The sequence below is a fragment of the Kitasatospora sp. NPDC040550 genome, assembly GCF_055594965.1.
Genome location: NZ_JBVIWC010000007.1, coordinates 220,660 through 238,199, shown reverse-complemented (window position 1 = coordinate 238,199; position 17,540 = coordinate 220,660). Strand labels below are relative to the sequence as shown.

15 protein-coding genes are annotated in these 17,540 nt (G+C 70.3%); 8 read left to right on the top strand and 7 right to left on the bottom strand.

Annotated elements, in window-relative coordinates; all coding sequences use genetic code 11:
* Positions 1-120 precede the first annotated feature (120 nt).
* From mctP to ACZ58X_RS13430, 3 genes are all read right to left on the bottom strand, one after another.
* Complete coding sequence (mctP, locus tag ACZ58X_RS13440; protein ID WP_470333794.1) at positions 121-1,731, bottom strand: monocarboxylate uptake permease MctP; 1,611 nt, start codon at positions 1,729-1,731, stop codon at positions 121-123.
* On the bottom strand, positions 1,728-1,991 hold the full coding sequence (locus ACZ58X_RS13435) for a DUF3311 domain-containing protein (protein ID WP_470333793.1): 264 nt from the start codon (positions 1,989-1,991) through the stop codon (positions 1,728-1,730). Before ACZ58X_RS13435 ends, mctP begins: the two co-directional genes overlap by 4 nt.
* 312 nt (positions 1,992-2,303) lie before the next feature.
* Entirely contained in the window at positions 2,304-3,095 is a 792-nt protein-coding gene (locus ACZ58X_RS13430; RefSeq protein ID WP_375894047.1) for a GntR family transcriptional regulator, read from the bottom strand.
* 337 nt (positions 3,096-3,432) lie between these two features.
* Here ACZ58X_RS13430 and ACZ58X_RS13425 point away from each other — a divergent pair, with 337 nt between their 5' ends.
* From ACZ58X_RS13425 to ACZ58X_RS13395, 7 genes are all read left to right on the top strand, one after another.
* Entirely contained in the window at positions 3,433-4,716 is a 1,284-nt protein-coding gene (locus ACZ58X_RS13425; RefSeq protein WP_470333792.1) for an extracellular solute-binding protein, read from the top strand.
* Between the two features lie 90 nt (positions 4,717-4,806).
* Positions 4,807-5,835, top strand: a complete 1,029-nt coding sequence (locus tag ACZ58X_RS13420; protein WP_470333791.1) for a carbohydrate ABC transporter permease — start codon at positions 4,807-4,809, stop codon at positions 5,833-5,835.
* Complete coding sequence (locus tag ACZ58X_RS13415) at positions 5,832-6,659, top strand: carbohydrate ABC transporter permease (protein ID WP_470333790.1); 828 nt, start codon at positions 5,832-5,834, stop codon at positions 6,657-6,659. The genes ACZ58X_RS13420 and ACZ58X_RS13415 overlap by 4 nt, the downstream gene beginning before the upstream one ends.
* 6 nt (positions 6,660-6,665) lie before the next feature.
* Complete coding sequence (locus ACZ58X_RS13410; RefSeq protein ID WP_470333789.1) at positions 6,666-8,219, top strand: glycoside hydrolase family 3 protein; 1,554 nt, start codon at positions 6,666-6,668, stop codon at positions 8,217-8,219.
* Between the two features lie 418 nt (positions 8,220-8,637).
* Complete coding sequence (locus ACZ58X_RS13405) at positions 8,638-9,951, top strand: extracellular solute-binding protein (protein ID WP_470333788.1); 1,314 nt, start codon at positions 8,638-8,640, stop codon at positions 9,949-9,951.
* A gap of 287 nt (positions 9,952-10,238) precedes the next feature.
* Positions 10,239-11,297 (top strand): SIS domain-containing protein, encoded by a 1,059-nt coding sequence (locus ACZ58X_RS13400; RefSeq protein ID WP_470333787.1) that lies wholly within the window; start codon positions 10,239-10,241, stop codon positions 11,295-11,297.
* Between the two features lie 479 nt (positions 11,298-11,776).
* Complete coding sequence (locus ACZ58X_RS13395) at positions 11,777-13,297, top strand: sensor histidine kinase (protein WP_470333786.1); 1,521 nt, start codon at positions 11,777-11,779, stop codon at positions 13,295-13,297.
* Between the two features lie 489 nt (positions 13,298-13,786).
* On the opposite strand, the gene ACZ58X_RS13390 is transcribed toward ACZ58X_RS13395, so the two are convergent.
* Together ACZ58X_RS13390 and ACZ58X_RS13385 are read right to left on the bottom strand one after the other, a co-directional pair.
* Positions 13,787-14,038 (bottom strand): WhiB family transcriptional regulator, encoded by a 252-nt coding sequence (locus ACZ58X_RS13390; protein WP_014138019.1) that lies wholly within the window; start codon positions 14,036-14,038, stop codon positions 13,787-13,789.
* A 370-nt stretch (positions 14,039-14,408) separates the two neighbouring features.
* A complete protein-coding gene (locus ACZ58X_RS13385) occupies positions 14,409-15,380 on the bottom strand; it encodes a diacylglycerol/lipid kinase family protein (protein ID WP_470333785.1) in 972 nt (323 codons plus the stop codon).
* 50 nt (positions 15,381-15,430) lie between these two features.
* On the opposite strand from ACZ58X_RS13385, the gene ACZ58X_RS13380 reads away from it, so the two are divergent.
* Positions 15,431-15,847, top strand: coding sequence for a hypothetical protein (locus tag ACZ58X_RS13380; RefSeq protein WP_470333784.1), 417 nt, complete (start codon positions 15,431-15,433; stop codon positions 15,845-15,847).
* 83 nt (positions 15,848-15,930) lie between these two features.
* Here the strand turns inward: ACZ58X_RS13380 and ACZ58X_RS13375 are convergent, their stop codons facing one another.
* Together ACZ58X_RS13375 and ACZ58X_RS13370 are read right to left on the bottom strand one after the other, a co-directional pair.
* Complete coding sequence (locus ACZ58X_RS13375) at positions 15,931-16,923, bottom strand: RNA polymerase sigma factor SigF (RefSeq protein ID WP_360233449.1); 993 nt, start codon at positions 16,921-16,923, stop codon at positions 15,931-15,933.
* 154 nt (positions 16,924-17,077) lie between these two features.
* Entirely contained in the window at positions 17,078-17,488 is a 411-nt protein-coding gene (locus ACZ58X_RS13370) for an ATP-binding protein (RefSeq protein ID WP_360233452.1), read from the bottom strand.
* Positions 17,489-17,540: the final 52 nt, after the last annotated feature.

The following is a 17,540-nucleotide window of genomic DNA, read 5'->3' as shown; positions in this document are numbered from 1 at the left end:
CCGGATGCCGGTCCGGTCTGGTGGTGCCCGGCGTGCACGCCTGTTCATACATATGATCGCGCCGCCTTCTCCAGTGTTCACGGAGAAGGCGGCGCGATCACAGGGCGCGCGCACGGCCAATCAGTGCGCCGCTACGGGCTCCGGCGCGTTCTCCCGCTCGTCGCCGGCGGCCTCGGCGCTGTAGTCGGAGGGCTTGGTCTCGTCCGGGCCGTCGGGCGTCCTGAGCGCGCGCAGCACCACGGTGAGCACCACCGCGACGAGCAGGTTGAGCACGAAGGCGGTCAGGCCGATGTAGCCGATCTCGCCGATGCCGGGGATCTCGGCCGCGTTGCCGCCGAAGTGCTTGGTGGCCGGGCTGGCCAGCCCGTACGCCGTCCAGGTGCCGTAGCCCATGCCCACCGCCCAGCCGGCGAACAGCGCCCAGTGGTGGAACCAGCGGGTGAACAGGCCGCCGACGATCGCCACGAAGGTCTGCAGGATCCACAGGCCGCCCAGCAGCTGGAGGTTGATCGCGGCCTGCTTGTCCATGCCGAGCACGAAGACCAGCGCGCCGACCTTGACCAGCAGCGAGACCAGCTTGGCGACCCGGGTCTCGTCGGCCGGGGTGGCGGCGGGCTTGAGCCACTCCTTGTAGACGTTGCGGGTGAACAGGTTGGCGGCGGCGATGGACATGATGGCGGCCGGCACCAGCGCGCCGATCCCGATCGCGGCGAAGGCCACGCCGGTGAACCAGTCCGGGAACATGTTCGCGAACAGCTGCGGCACCGACAGCTGGGCGTTGTAGCCCTTGACCCCGCTGCCCACGCCCGCCGCGATCGCCATGAAGCCGAGCAGCGCCAGCAGCCCGAGCATCAGCGAGTACGCGGGCATGATCGCCATGTTGCGGCGCACGGTGTTGCGGGACTTGGAGGCCAGCACGCCGGTCACCGAGTGCGGGTACATGAACAGCGCCATCGCCGAGCCGATCCCCAGCGTGGCGTACGTCCACTGCTTGTTGTCCGGGAGGGTCAGCCCGCCGGCCTTGGTCTGCTTGAAGTGCGCCGCGGCCGCGTCGAAGATGTGCCCGTAGCCGCCGAGGCGCAGCGGGATGTAGATCACCGCGACGATGATCACGATGTAGACCAGGGCGTCCTTGACGAAGGCGATCAGCGCCGGGGCGCGCAGGCCGGAGGAGTAGGTGTAGGCGGCCAGTACGCCGAAGGCCAGGAACAGCGGCAGGTCCTTGACGAACCAGTTGGCGTCCGCCCCGCCGCCGAGGCCGAGCACGTCCAGCACCGCCTGGATGCCGACCAGTTGCAGGGCGATGTAGGGCATGGTGGCCAGGATCCCGGTCAGCGCGATGACCAGGGACAGCGGCCGGGAGCCGTAGCGGCCGCGGACGAAGTCGGCCGGGGTGACGTAGCCGTGGACCCGGGAGACCGACCAGAGCCGGGGCAGGAACAGGAAGACCAGCGGGTAGGCGATGATCGTGTACGGCACCGCGAAGAAGCCGGCCGCGCCGGTCGCGTACACCGCCGCCGGGACGGCGACGAAGGTGTAGGCGGTGTAGAGGTCGCCGCCGAGCAGGAACCAGGTCACCCAGGTCCCGAAGCTGCGCCCGCCCAGGCCCCACTCGTCCAGGTGGGCCGCGTCGTCCGCGCGGCGCCAGCGGGAGGCGAGGAAGCCCATCACGGTGACCAGCAGGAAGAACAGTACGAAGACCACGAGGGCCGGCACGTTGACGTCCTTCATCGCGCACCGCCCGTGCGGGCCGCGCTGCGGGCCTTCTCGTCCCGGTTGATCAGCAGGTAGGCGGCGACCGTGAAGACGGCCGAGACCGGCACCCAGAGCAGTTGGTACCAGTAGAAGAACGGCATCCCGGCTATCGCCGGGTCGGTCTTGTCGTAGGAGGAGACCCAGAGCATCGCCACGATCGGCACGAGCAGGGCGAGTCCGGCGAGCACCCGCTCGGGGGTCACGGCCGGGATCGGACTCCCGGCCGGCTCGGGCATGACAGCTTCGCTGGGGGCTTGGTCAGACGGCATCTTCTGCTCCGCTCCGGAGGGTTCCGTCGGCGCCGCAGCCCCGGAGGTGCCGGGCACCCCCGTGAGCCCGCCGGGCAGCACCATCGGTGATCGGCAGTCAGTACGGCTGCGCAATCTAGAGCATGGGGTGATCCATGTCACCCGATATGACGCAACTTTCCGCCATCCGGACACGAACGGGCACCGGCGCGCGGGTCGCGCGCGCCGGTGCCCGTGGTGAGGGAGGAGGGTCCTGTCCGGGGTTCGCGCCCCGAACGCGGTCGGCCGCCCCGGTTGCCGCTACTCCGGCCGCTGGAGCCGGGTGATGAACTTGTAGCGGTCGCCGCGGTAGATGGAGCGCACCCACTCGACCGGGTCGCCGTCCGCGTCGAAGGAGTGCCGGGAGAGCTGGAGCATCGGCAGGCCCAGGTCGGAGCCGAGCAGGCCGGCCTCCCGCGGGTTGGCGAGGGTGGTCTCGATGGTCTCCTCGGCCTCGGCCACGGTGACCCCGTAGACCTCGCGCAGCGCCGCGTACAGCGAGTTGTGCTTGGCCAGGTTGCGCCGCAGGGCGGGGAAGCGCTTGGCGGAGAGGTGGGCGACCTCGATGGCCATCGGGTCGCCGTTGGCCAGGCGCAGCCGCTCGATCCGCAGCACCCGGCCGCCGGGCTTGATGTCGAGCAGCGGGGCGAGCCGGTCGTCGGCGGTGATGTAGCCGATCTCGATCAGCCGGGAGGTGGGCTCCAGGCCCTGGGCGCGCATGTCCTCCGTGTAGGAGGTGAGTTGCAGCGCCTGGGCGACCTTGGGCTTGGCCACGAAGGTGCCCTTGCCCTGGATGCGCTCCAGGCGGCCCTCGACGACGAGCTCCTGGAGGGCCTGGCGCACGGTGGTGCGCGAGGTGTCGAACTGGGCGGCCAGCGCGCGCTCGGGCGGGACCGGGGTGCCCGCGGGCTGGGTCTCGGTGAGCTGGAGGAGGTGGCGCTTGAGGCCGTAGTACTTGGGGACGCGCGCGGTCGGATCGGCGCCGGCCTGCGTCGGGAGGTTCTTCACCTCGGGGTCGTCGGCCTGGGCGGTGGATCCCCCGTCGCTGCTCATCGGACCTGTTCTCCCGCTTCTCGCGGGGCCTTTTACCGCCCCGCCACATCGTTAACGGATCACATCGTTGCATGTATGGCTACGGAACGAATACCTCATCACGCGATGAACGATGTGCGGTGTCGGCTTGATAACGGGTGGTCGAGATCGGTCGAACAGCCGTTGACAGGCCCATTGGTCTAGGCCAAGCTCCAGGCATCTGGTCTACACCACTAGGCCGGTAACGATGAATCCCCCCACCCGCTCGAAGGGGTCCGCGGCACCTGTTCTCCCGCTTTGCGTGGGTCTGCCGCTGCCGCCCGACGGGGGTAACCCAGGCATCCCTCAGGAGGATGGCGTGAAGCGTCAGCTCATCGCGGCGGTCGGCGTCGCAGCAATGGTCGTCGGTCTCGCGGCCTGTGGCTCGGACGGCAAGAAGGACGACGGCGGTTCCTCGTCCTCCACGTCGGCCGACCGGTACAAGGGCAAGACGCTCAAGGTGTGGACCATGACCGGCTCCGCCCCCAAGGGCTGGACCGACTCGGTCAAGGCCGAGTTCGAGAGCACCTACCCGGGCTCCAAGGTCGACTTCCAGGCCCAGGAGTGGACCGACATCGGCCCGAAGATCACCGCCGCACTGTCCGAGGGTTCGGTCGACGTCCTGGAGCTGGGCAACACCCAGACCTCCGGCTACGCCGCCACCGGTGGTCTGCTGGACATCACCAAGGACAAGTCCGCGCTGGGTGGCGACGCTTGGGCCGCCAACCAGAACGAGGCCGCGATGCTGGACGGCAAGCAGTACGCCGCCCCGTGGTGGGTCTCCAACCGCGTGGTCGCCTACAACAAGGACCTCTGGAAGGCCGCCGGCCTGACCGACGCGCCGAAGACCCTGGACGAGTTCTACGCCGACCTGGACAAGCTCAAGGCCACCCCGGGCGTCGTCGACCCGATCTACCTGCCGGGCCAGGAGTGGTACACCTACTTCGGTCTGCTCACCGGCGAGGGCGGCAAGATCGCCAAGCAGGAGGGCGGCAAGTGGGTCGGCGGCCTGGAGTCGCCCGAGGCGCAGCGCGCCTTCGAGACCTACAAGACGCTGCAGAGCCACTCGCTCACCGGTCCGAAGGACAAGGACGAGGCCACCCCGCAGCAGAAGGACGTCTTCGCCAAGGGCAACGTCGGCACCATGATCGCCCTCGGCTGGGAGCTCCCGCTGGAGAAGGAGATGCCGAAGGACAAGATCGGCTTCTTCCCGATCCCGGGCAAGACCGCCGACAAGCCGTCCGGCGTCTTCATCGGTGGCTCGAACCTCGCGATCTCCGCGCAGAGCAAGAACACCGCCATGGCGAAGGACTTCCTGAAGATCGCCCTCAACGACAAGAACGAGGGCCTGGTCGCCGCGGCCGGCAACATCCCGAACAAGCCGGCGCTGAACAGCCAGCTCACCGGTGACTTCGCGAAGGCCGCCCAGGCCGCCACCGCGGTCGGCGGGATCACCCCGAACACCCCGAACTGGGCCAGCGTCGAGAACACCCCGAACCCGATCAAGGACTTCCTGACCGCGGTCCTCCAGGGCGGCGACTACGCGTCCACCGCGAAGAAGTACGACGACGAGATCGCCAAGCGGCTCAACCAGAAGAACTAAGGCATTGAGCGGCGTCGCTCACCGGCCCCCGGCGGGGGGTCGGTGGGCGGCGCCCGTCCGTCGTGGCCGGGTTGTGAGGAAGTGAGAACGATGGCTGTGCATTCGGACCGGGTGCAGACGCGGTCCCCGGAGTCAGGGGAGGCTGCGGTGGCCGAGATTGACACCAGTGCCGCCGGCGGCGGAGCCAAGGGCCCCGCGCCGAAGGGCACCAGATCCGCGAGCGGCCCCGGTCTCGGCGCCCGCTCCGCGCCGTACCTGCTGCTGCTGCCGGCCATCGTGGCGACCATCGTCCTGCTCGGCTGGCCGCTGCTGAAGACCTTCCTGCTGTCGTTCCAGGACCTCAACCGGCGCCAGCTGGTGATGCACCTGACCGAGTGGACCGGCTTCGACAACTACAAGGAGCAGCTGAGCGACCCGGAGTTCTGGTCGGTCACCGGTCGCACCGTCGCCTTCACCCTGGTCAACGTGGTGCTGATCATGGTCGGCGGCACCCTGGTCGGCCTGCTGCTCAACAGCCTCGGCAAGAAGATGCGGCTGGCGCTGTCGATCGCCCTGCTGATGGCCTGGGCGATGCCGGTCGTCGCGGCGACCACCGTCTACACCTGGCTGTTCGACGAGCAGTGGGGTGTCGTCAACTGGTGCCTGGACAAGCTGGGTTGGCACTCGATGGCGAACTACAACTGGATGAGCGACGAGTACTCGACGTTCTTCGTCGTCATCCTGCTGATCGTCTGGATGTCGATCCCCTTCGTGGCGTTCAACATGTACGCCGGGCTGACCACCATCCCCAAGGAGCTCTACGAGGCCGCCCGGATGGACGGCGCCGGCTCCTCGAAGATCTTCAGCTCGGTGATCTTCCCGAACCTGAAGCCGTTCTTCCTCGCCACGACCTTCCTGGAGGTCATCTGGGTGTTCAAGTCCTTCACCCAGATCTACGCGATCAACGGCGGCGGCCCCGAGAAGCTCACCCGGACCCTGCCGGTGCACGCCTTCCTGGAGGGCTCGGGCAGCCAGCACTACGGCGTCGGCGCCGCGATCGCGGTGCTCACCATCCTGATGCTGGGCGTCCTGATGGCCTACTACTTCCGCATCATGATCAAGCAGGAGGACGAGCTGTGAGGCGCTCTCTCTTCGGACGTACCTGGCCGAACGTGATCGCGGTCGTCCTCATCGTCTTCTTCATCTTCCCCGTCTACTGGATGATCGCGACCGCGTTCAAGCAGAACAACGACATCATCAGCAAGACGCCGGTCTTCATCCCGTTCGACGCGACCTTCGAGCACTTCACCACCGCGGTCAACGCGCCGGACTTCTGGACGTACGTCACCAACAGCCTCACCGTCACGGTCGGCGCGGTGCTGATCTCCCTGGTGATCGCGACCCTGGCGGCCTTCGCCGTCGCCCGGATGAGGTTCCGCGGCCGCAAGGCCTTCGTGCTGGTCATCATGCTGGCCCAGATGGCGCCCTGGGAGGTCATGACCATCGCGGTCTACATGATCTCCCGCGACAACGACATGCTGAACAGCCTGCTGCCGCTGACGTTCTTCTACATGATGATGGTCCTGCCCTTCACCATCTGGACGCTGCGCGGCTTCATCGCCGCGGTGCCGAAGGAGCTGGAGGAGTCGGCCATGGTGGACGGCTGCACCCGCACCCAGGCCTTCGTGAAGGTGATCTTCCCGCTGCTGGCCCCGGGCCTGATGTCGACCTCGCTGTTCGGCTTCATCACGGCGTGGAACGAGTTCCCGCTCGTCCTGATCGTCAACAAGGAGCAGGGCAAGACCCTCCCGCTCTGGCTGTCGTCCTTCAAGACGGCCTTCGGCAACGACTGGGGCGCGACCATGGCGGCCTCCACGATGTTCGCCGTCCCCGTGCTGATCCTGTTCGTCTTCCTGCAGCGCAAGGCGGTCGGTGGTCTGACCGACGGCGCCGTGAAGGGCTGAGCCACCGTGAGCATCCTCGTACCCACCGTCCCGGACAGCGACCAGCTCCACCGGGACGCCCTGACCGTCCTGCAGCCCGGCTTCGTCGGCACCGAGCCGCCCGCCTGGCTGCGCCGCCACCTGGCCGCCGGGCTCGGCTCGGTCGCGCTGTTCGACCGCAACGTGGTCGACCTCGACCAGCTGTCCGCCCTCACCGGCGCGCTGCGCGCGGAGAACCCCGACCTCCTGATCGCGATCGACGAGGAGAGCGGCGACGTCACCCGCCTGGAGGCCGGCTCCGGCTCGTCCTGGCCGGGCAACCTCGCCCTCGGCGCGATCGACGACCCGGCGCTGACCCGGGACGTCGCCCGCGAGCTGGGCCGGGCGCTGGCCGCGGCCGGCGTCAACTACAACTGGGCGCCCACCGCGGACGTCAACTCCAACCCGCGCAACCCGGTCATCGGGGTGCGCTCCTTCGGCGCCGACCCGGAGCTGTGCGCCCGGCACACCGCCGCCTGGGTGGAGGGCCTCCAGTCGGCCGGCGTGGCCGCCTGCTCCAAGCACTTCCCCGGCCACGGCGACACCGCGGTGGACTCGCACCACGGCCTGCCGGTGATCGACGTCGACCTGGACGTGCTGCGCACCCGTGACCTGATCCCGTTCCAGGCCGCGATCGCGGCCGGCACCAAGGCCGTGATGACCGCCCACATCATGGTCCCGGCGCTGGACCCGAAGCTGCCCGCCACCCTGAGCCCGACCGTGCTGCGCGACCTGCTGCGCGCCGCCCCGGCCGACGGCGGCCTCGGCTACCAGGGCCTGATCGTCAGCGACGCGATCGAGATGGGCGCCATCGCCGACACCTTCGGGATGGGCGAGGGCACCGTGCTGGCGCTCGCGGCCGGCGCGGACGCGATCTGCGTCGGCGGCGGGCTGGCCGACGAGGAGACCGTGCTGATGCTGCGCGACGCCATCGTGGCGGGCGTGCGCTCCGGCCGGCTCACCGAGGAGCGGCTGGCGGACGCCGCCGACCGGGTCCGGGCGCTGGGCAGCTGGGGCCGGATCGCGGCCCAGGGCGAGCAGGCCGAGCCGGACCTCGCGGTGGGCCTGCGGGCCGCGCGCCGGGCGCTCAAGGTGGTCCGGGCGCCGGGCCGCGAGGTGCTGCCGGTGAGCGAGCGCCCGTACGTGGCCTCGTTCTCGGACGAGCCGAACATCGCGGTCGGCGACGTGACCCCGTGGGGCGTGGCCGGCATGCTGGCCGACCGCTTCCCGGGCACCCGCACCCGTGCGGTGGCCGCGGCCGAGGCCGCGCCGGAGCTGCTGGAGGCCCTGGTGGCCGAGCTGGTTGCCGGGGCGGAGGGCCGCCGCCTGGTGCTGGTGGTCCGGGACGCCCACCGGCACGCCTGGATGGCCGCCGCGCTGGCCCGCCTGGTGGCGGCCCGGCCGGACGCCGCGGTGGTGGAGATGGGGCTGCCCCAGTCCGAGCCGGTCGGCGCGCTGTACATCGCCACCCACGGCGCCGCCCGGGTCTGCGGGTTGGCGGCCGTGGAGGTGCTCACCGGGCAGCCGGGAGCGGTCGGCTGAGACCGTACGGGCGTCGCCGGCCGGAGCCGGGGACGCCCGCCGACGGGCCCGTCATGCGCATGTCGCATGGCGGGCCCGTCGCGTTTCCCCGGTGTCGACCCGGGCGTCCGCCGGGTGACCGTGTTCCCTCAAGACAGCCTTAAATCCACCTTAAGTCCCACTGAGGGTGACGGCCCGACAACTGATCGCCACGCGGTACAACGGGTCGGCAACGGCCTTGGTTACAAGGCCTGTTGGCCGTTGACACCACAGTTGGTCTAGGCCAGAGTCCATGCAACCGGTTCGAAATCGAACTCACCGGTTGTGGTATTGCGCCCTCCTCGAAGCTCTTCGCCGCCCCCGCCAGGACTCTCCGCCGCGGGCGCCAATCACGCTGTCGGCGGGCACCACCGTTCTTGGACAACCCTCGGAGGATGGCGTGAAGAAGCGTCAGCTCGTTTCGACGCTCGGGATCGTGGCGCTGGCCGTCGCACTGACGGCCTGTTCCTCGACCGGATCACCCTCGGGCGACGGCCGGAGCTCCGCCGCGGATCCGAAGGCCGCCGCCGGCACCGTCACCGTCTGGCTGATGGACGACGCCCAGAAGAACTGGCCGGACCTGGTCCAGCGGGTCAACGACGAGTTCGCGGCGAAGTACCCCAACGTCGCCCTCAAGCTGGTCTACCAGGGCTGGGCCGACAAGGTCGGCAAGCTCGACAAGGCGATCGGCGACGGCAGCGCCCCCGACGTGGTCGAACTCGGCAACACCGAGACGATGAAGTACGTGCTCTCCGGCGCGCTGGCCCCGGTGGACCGCACCACCTTCGACAACTCCGACAGCTGGATCAAGGCGCTCGCCAACACCTGCACCTACCAGGACAAGCTGTGGTGCGTGCCCTACTACGCGGGCGCCCGGGTCGCGGTCTACAACTCCACCACCTTCCAACAGGCCACCGGCAGCGCGGAGTTCCCCAAGACCGAGGGCGAGCTGATGACCGCCCTGGACAAGATCGCCGACAAGAACAGATCGGACCGGACCTTCTCCCCGCTCTACCTGCCCGGGCCGTACTGGTACGCCGCGATGAGCTACGTGGCCGCGTACGGCGGCAGCATCGCCAAGTTCGACAGCTCCGGCAACTGGCACGGCACCCTGCACGACGCCAAGTCCCAGCAGGGCATCGGCCACTTCGTGGACCTCGTCCGCAAGTACAACAAGGGCGACCTGACGCAGAACGAGCAGAACCAGTTCGAGGCGATGGCGCGCGGCCACGCCGCGTCCTTCTACGGCAACGGCTTCGAGGCGGCCAGCGTGATCGCGCCGGTCACCGGCGACTCGGGCCTCAAGGACAGCGTCAAGGTCGCCACCATGCCCGGCCCGGACGGCAAGCCGCTGCCCACCTTCATCGGCGGCTCCGACCTCGCCGTCACCGCCAAGTCCCAGCAGGCGGCGGCGGCCGCCGACTGGATCCGGATGTTCACCAGTACCAAGTCCGAACAGGCACTGGCCGACAAGGACATCCTGCCGAACAACCTCAACCAGCTGAACCCGTTGAAGAACAAGCCCACCACCGCCGCCGCGGCCAACGCCGTCCCGGACGCCTGGTTCACCCCGCTGGCCCCCGGCTGGGGCGCGGTCGAGAAGCAGAAGATCATCCCCGACATGCTGACCGCGATCCTCAAGGGCAAGTCCGTCGACCAGGCCACCAAGGACGCCGACGCGGCGATCGACCAGCTGATCAACAACCCGTCCTGACGCCCGGTCCGCCCCGCCGCCGCGGTCCGTCTCCGGGCTGCCTCCCGCCCGCCTCCGGGCCGGTGCGGCGCCGGGCCGGTGCGGCGCCGGGGCGGTGCGGCGCCGGGCTCGCCGCCGGGTCCGGCTCCGGGGCCGGTTCGGGGCCGGTTCGGGGGTGCCGCGGCGGTGGCCCGCTCGTAGGATTGCCCAGCAAGAACCGCAGCGAGTGTGCGGACTCGCCGCCGTAGAGGTCCCCGCCGGGCAACCCGCCCGGGCGGGGTCGACCCATCTCATCGGAGGCAATCCAGATGTCCGACCCGCAGACTGTTTCCGTCCCCGGCCGGATCATGGCGGCGGAGATGGCCGAGCAGCCGGCCGTCCTCCAGCGCATCCTCGACGAGGGAGCCCCGAAGATCCGCGAGATCGCGGCCGGGATCGCCGCCCGCAGCCCCCGCTTCGTCCTGCTGACGGCGCGCGGCACCTCCGACAACGCCGCGCTCTACGCCAAGTACCTGATCGAGATCCTGCTCGGCAAGCCGGCCGGCCTGACCTCGATGTCCACCACCACGGCGTACGGGGCCCAGCCGGACCTCACCGACGTCCTGGTGATCACCGTCAGCCAGTCCGGCGGCTCGCCGGACCTGGTCGCCTCGACCAAGGCCGCCCGCGAGGCCGGGGCGATCACCCTCGCCGTCACCAACAACCCGGACTCCCCGCTGGCCGAGGTGTCCGAGTTCCACATCGACGTGCTGGCCGGGCCGGAGAAGGCGCTGCCGGCCACCAAGACCTACACCGCCGAGCTGCTGGCGCTCTACCTCCTGGTCGAGGGCCTGCGCGGCGGGGACGGTTCGGCGGCCAAGGAGCTGCCGGGCCTGGCCGCCGGGGTGCTGGCCCGCCAGGCGGAGGTGAAGGCGCTGGCCGAGCGCTACCGCTTCGCCCAGCGCCTGGTGATCACCTCGCGCGGCTACGGCTACCCGACCGCCCGCGAGGCGGCGCTCAAGCTGATGGAGACCACCTACATCCCGGCCACCCCGTTCTCCGGCGCCGACCTGCTGCACGGACCGCTGGCCATGGTGGACAACGTCTCGCCGGTGATCGCGATCGTCCCGGACGGCAAGGGCGGCGAGGCCCTCCAGCCGGTGCTGGACCGGCTGCGGGGCCGTGGCGCGGACCTCGTGGTGATCGGGCAGCAGGCGCAGGTGGACGCCGCCTCGGCGGGCTTCGCGCTGCCGGCCGGCGTGCCCGAGGAGGTCCAGCCGATCCTGGAGATCCTGCCGCTCCAGCAGCTCGCCTACGAGGTCACCATCGCCCGCGGCCAGGACCCGGACGCCCCGCGCGCCCTGGCCAAGGTCACCGAGACGCACTGATCTTCGCCCGGGCGCACTGATCTTCGCCCGGACGCGCTGTTCTTCGCCCGCTCGCCTCCGGGGCGCTCCGACCCGGCGGGTGCTCGCCCGGCGGAACGGAACCGGCCCCCGTCCACAGGCTGTGGACGGGGGCCGGTTCGCTGAGCGGCGGAAACGGGTCCGGAAAGCACTACGGGCCACGGCGCCGACACGGGACCCTCAACCCATGCGGCACCGCAGCCCGGAGCTGTCGTCGGGCGCCGGTGTCGATCGAGGACTGTGCGGGGTCCTCGTTCGGCGGCGTCCGACCGAGGAGAAGCCGCGCGCGGTCAGGGCAGTTGCGCGGTGGGCCTCTCCTTGGTGCCCTTTCATTGTGGACTAGACCAATCTGGGTTGTCCAGGCCGGTCGGCAAATTGGTCTAAACAACTCCGGACAGTCATCCACCGCCAGCGGACAGTCCGCCGAGCCCGCCGCCGGGCCTCGGCGCTACGCTCGCCATGTGCCCTCGCTGAACGAACTCGTCCGCCGCCACACCACCCTGACCGGGGCCGACGTGGAATGGCTCCACATGCTGGTCTCGGAGTGGCAGCTGCTCTCCGACCTCTCCTTCGCCGACCTGGTGCTGTGGATCCCCACCTGGGACGGCATCCGCTACGTCTCGGTGGCACAGATGCGGCCCAACACCGGGCCGACCTCCTACCAGGACGACATGGTCGGCCACCTCGTCCCGCGCGGGCGCCGCCCGCTGCTGGACGCCGCCTTCGACGAGGGACGGATCGTGCGCGAGGGCGATCCGGAGTGGCGCGAGGAGGTCCCGGTCCGGGTCGAGTCGATCCCGGTCCGGCGCGAGGGCAAGGTGCTCGGGGTGATCGCCCGCAACACCAATCTGCTGACCGTGCGCACCCCCAGCCGGCTGGAGCTCACCTACCTGCAGAGCGCCTCCGACCTGGCCCAGATGATCGCGGCCGGCAGCTTCCCGTTCCCCGGCGTCGAGCAGGCCGACATGGACGCGGCGCCCCGGGTCGGCGACGGCCTGATCCGCCTGGACGCGGACGGCATCGTCACCTACGCCAGCCCCAACGCGCTCTCCGCCTACCACCGGCTCGGCCTCACCGCCGACCTGGTCGGCAGCCACCTCGGCCGGGCCACAGCCGACCTCGTCCCGCCGTCCCGTGCGGCCGTCCACGAGGCACTGGTCAAGCTGGCCAGCGGCTGGGCGCCCCGGCAGACCGAGGTGGAGGTGCAGGGGGGAGTGGTGACCCTGCGCGCGATCCCGCTCAAGCCCAAGGGGACGCTGACCGGTTCGCTGGTGCTCTGCCGGGACGTCACCGAGCTGCGCCGCCGTGACCGCGAGCTGATGACCAAGGACGCCACCATCCGGGAGATCCACCACCGGGTGAAGAACAACCTGCAGACGGTCGCCGCCCTGCTGCGGCTGCAGTCCCGCCGGATGGAGTCCGAGTCGGCCCGGGCCGCGCTGGACGAGGCGGTGCGCCGGGTCGGCTCGATCGCGATCGTGCACGAGACGCTCTCCCAGGCGCTGGACGAGCAGGTCGCCTTCGACGAGATCGCCGACCGGGTGCTGGCGATGGCGATGGAGCTGTCCCAGGACGGCCGGGTGGCGACCCGCCGCAGCGGAAGCTTCGGCATCCTCTCCGCCGAGGTGGCCACCCCGCTGTCGATGGTGCTGACCGAGCTGCTGCAGAACGCGCTGGAACACGCCTTCGGTCCGACGGCCTCCGGCAACCTGGAGGTCAGCGCGCTGCGCGGACGGGCCCCGGCGACCGGCATGGGCTGGTCGGACAGCTGGAACGGCGGTGCCAAGCCGGAGGAGTACCTGCTGATCACCGTGCAGGACGACGGGCGCGGCATGCCGGAGGGCTTCGACCCGAAGACGGCCGGCAACCTCGGTCTGCAGATCGTCCGGACGCTGGCCACCGGTGAGCTGGGCGGGACCTTCGACATGGTGGCCGGCCCGAACGGCGGCACCAAGGTGATCCTGGAGATCCCGGTGCGTTGATGCGTCGGGTTGCGCGACGGGGGCGTGCGCGTGGTGGAAGCGCCGGGTGCACGCTCCGCGCGCCCGGCGTGCGGGGCCGAGGCGGAGGCGGGGCGGAGCCGGGACGGAGCCGGGGTGGAGAACCGGCGGAGGCGCGGTGGAGACGCGCGGAAACAGAAACGAGGCCCTGTCGACCGGGGGGGGTGGGTCGACAGGGCCTCTCAACCCGTTCCGGCCGTCGGGGGGAGTCGGCCGGAGCGGGGGCTCTGGGTGGTGCGACACCTCACATGTGCATTGCACACGGTGAGCGCCTCAGCTCCACGATATTGCTCTCAGTGAACAGTATCAAGTGGCTGGACGGTTCGGTGTCGCGGGACCTCGCACAGCAAGGCCCTTGGTGCGGAAGGCTTCACCAGGAGGTGCAGGGAAGCCTTTGATCATGTGTTGATCGGTTGTTGATCGGTACTACGGTTACTGCTGGTGCTACGGCGTGTGACCAGATGCTGCTGATCAGGCGGTGCGGGCGCGGTTGCGGGCGGCACGGCGCTTCATCGCGCGACGCTCGTCCTCGCTCATGCCGCCCCAGACGCCGGCGTCCTGGCCGGTCTCGAGGGCCCACTGGAGGCACTGCTCCATCACCGGACAGCGGCGGCACACGGCCTTGGCTTCCTCGATCTGCAGCAGAGCAGGACCGGTGTTCCCGATCGGGAAGAACAGCTCCGGGTCCTCTTCGCGGCAGACAGCGCGGTGGCGCCAGTCCATGGTCGTCCAACTCCTCCTGCCGCGGGGGGTGGCCCGATCGGCATAATCGAATGGCTTGTGAATGTGAACGCTTTCACGAATCCCACAACAGCAAAAGAGACCAAAGGCCCATCGGGCCCGGGTGGTCTGTGCTGGGAGGGGATTCGGCGATTCGAGGGACACCCCGCGGTCGGTGCTCCTGTGGTTCCGGAGTCGCCGTCGCTGCGATGTGTCCCGATCGCCATGTAGAGGTTCGCAAACCTCGGGCTCGGATACAACCCCCTTCGGGGAGGAATTTTTGATTCTTCGGTGTCGCCTAGCTCACAGCCAGTACTTCTATGGAGTGAAGGGGGCTTGTGCGTTCGAGAAGAAGGGCGAACCCCCCTTCCGGTCACACAATCACACGCAGTGCCCGCCGAACGCCTGTGAAACTGACGCGACTCCGGTCTCCAAGATGGTCCCCGTCGACCTGGAACGGCACGGGTTCCTGGGAAACCAAGGTGAAGTGTCTGACGTCGTGATAGGAGACGACGTGCTTTCCGGAGGGCCCGGCCGGCGGGGCGCCGTCGCTCGAAGGCGCGTACGACCGCAGGATCTGACGGATCGTTCGAGCAGTACCGAACGCCGTCATCCGGGTGATGCCGAAGACGTCGAGATCCGTGTCGAAGGAGGCGAGGGGCGACGGGTAGACCGGACGGTTGCCGAGGAACGTCCACGGCGAGGTGTTGCTGACTATGGTCAGCGCCAGGCCCGGAACGGCCTCGCGGCCCGGCATTTCCAAGGCCACCGGGCCCGAGCGGCGCTGCTCACGCTGGGTGAAGTAGTGCCGGAGGGCCTGCCCGACGTACAGGGCGTGGGTGGACCTGCGCCCGGCCCTGCGCTGCTCCTCGACCCGGCCCACCACACCGGCGTCGAAGCCGAGGCCGGCGGTGAAGGTGAACCAGCGGTCCGGCAGTCCCTCGGTCATCGCCTTGCCCAGTCCGATCGGCCGCTCGTGCCCGCGCTCCAGCGCGTTCAGCAGGGCGCCGGTGGCCTCCACCGGGTCGTTGGGCAGGCCCAGCGCGCGGGCGAAGACATTGGTCGAACCGCCCGGCACCACGGCCAGTCGCGGGACCTTCTCGCCCGGGCCGTGCGCCAGCAGCCCGTTCACCACCTCGTTGACGGTGCCGTCCCCGCCCAGCGCCACCACCAGGTCGACCGTGCCGTCCTGGGCGGCGTCCCGGGCCAGGTCGTGCGCGTGCCCCCGGTACTGGGTCTCGGCGACGTCCAGCTTGAGGTCGCTGCGCAGCGCGTGGATCAGTACGTCCCTGGTCCGGCCACTGGTGGTGGTGGCCTTGTGGTTCACGACCAGGAGAGCGCGCATGGGGAAAGCCTACGGGGCCGTACGGACCGACCGGCGGCTACCCTGCTGGAGTGACCGCAGAATCCTCCGCACCCGCACCCACCCGCCCGGTGCCGCTCACCCTGGGCGCCGCCATCACCGCCCTGGAGGGCGCCGCGCTCGCCGTCGTCGGCGTCTCGGACATGGTGTCCGCGCTGTCCGGCCAGGCCAAGCAGCTGGCCCTGAACGAGTTCGGCGGCCTGGTCATCGTGCTGCTCGGGGTGCTGCCGATACTGGCCGCCCGCGCGCTGCTCAAGGAGCGCCGCTGGGGCCGCAGCCCCGCCGTGCTGACCAACTCGATCTGCCTGCCGGTCGCTTACTACATGATCCAGAGCGGCGGCGCGATGATCGCGGTCGGTGCGCTGGTCGGGCTGCTCGGCCTGGGGGGCATCGGCGCGCTGCTGAACCCGAGGTCGACGGCGGCCCTGTACGCGCAGCCGGAGGGCTGAGCGCCCGCACCACACCCCCCCGCACACGAACGGACGGCCGCCGCAGCACCCGCTGCGGCGGCCGTCCGTCCGTACCGCTCCCGCTACTCCTCCACGAGGAGCTTCTCCCGCAGCTGGGCCAAGGTCCGGGCCAGCAGTCGGGACACGTGCATCTGGGAGATCCCCACCTCGGCGGCGATCTGCGACTGGGTCATGTTCCGGAAGAACCGCAGCACCAGGATCTTCTGCTCCCGGGGCGGCAGTTGGGCCAGCAGCGGCTTGAGCGACTCGCGGTACTCGACGCCCTCCAGCGCCTCGTCGGTGGCGCCCAGGGTGTCCGCCACGGCCGGCGACTCGTCGTCGCTGTCCGGGACGTCCAGGGACAGCGTGGAGTACGCGTTGGCGGACTCCAGGCCCTCCAGCACGTCCTCCTCGGAGATGCCCAGGTGCTCGGCCAGTTCGTGCACCGTGGGGGAGCGGCCGTGCCGCTGGGAGAGCTCGCTGGTCGCCGTGGTGAGCGACAGCCGCAGCTCCTGGAGGCGGCGCGGGACGCGCACCGCCCACCCCTTGTCGCGGAAGTGCCGCTTGATCTCGCCGACGATGGTCGGCGTCGCGTAGGTGGAGAACTCGACCCCGCGCTCGTGATCGAAGCGGTCCACCGACTTGATCAGTCCGATGGTGGCGACCTGGGTCAGGTCGTCCAGTGGCTCGCCCCGGTTGCGGAACCGCCGGGCGAGGTGCTCGACCAGCGGGATGTGCATCCGGACCAGCTGGTTGCGCAGCTCCACGCGCTCCGGGGAGCCCTCGGGCAGCGCGGCCAGCCGGACGAACAGCGCGCGGGCGGCCTCCCGGTCCGGCGCGCCGGTGCGGTGCGAGCCCTGGGCGGGCACGGCGCCGTGCAGGTCCGCGCCCTCCTCCGCCGGTTCCGCCGGGGGAGGGGAGGCGGGCGTCGGCTCAGACGTCGGCTCGGTCGGGTGGCTCATCCGGTGGGCGTCCTTCGGGTGCGCTTCGTCGTTGGCGGCGAGGCCGGAAACGCTCGCCTGGGTCGGTACGGCAGGTCCCGCCGTCGCGAGGCCGGTACGGTCCAGATCACTCACGGCCATTCCCCCGTTCCGTTCCGGGAGCACCGGGGCCGTCGGCCCCGGCATCGTCTCGTTGGTCGTACCGCCGGTGGGGCGGTACCGGGAGCCGCCCACCGGCCCCGGGTGGGGTGCGGCGGACGGCCCTTGCAGGGTGCTGCTCGGTGCCCGGTCAGTGGGCGGCGGACCCGCCGCGCTTCTTGTGCAGGCTGATCGTCACGGTGTTGTCCTCGGCGACCGAGGAGTCCACCTCGCCGGCCAGTGCGGAGAGCACCGTCCACGCGAAGGTGTCGCGCTCGGGCGCCTTGCCGTCCGTGGTGGGAGCGGAGACGGTCACCTTGAGCGAGTCGCCGACCAGCCGGAACTCGCAGGACAGGACGGAGCCGGGCACCGCCTGCTGGAGCAGGATGGCGCAGGCCTCGTCCACCGCGATCCGCAGGTCCTCGATCTCGTCGAGGGTGAAGTCCAGCCGGGCGGCAAGCCCGGCCGTCGCTGTTCGCAGCACGGAGAGGTAGGCCCCCGCCGCGGGCAGCCGGACCTCCACGAAGTCCTGAACTCCGAGATCGCTGTCGATCTGGGACACCCTTGCCTCCTGGGTGACGCGCTGTGCTTGCTTGGTACCCCCGAGGGGGCGT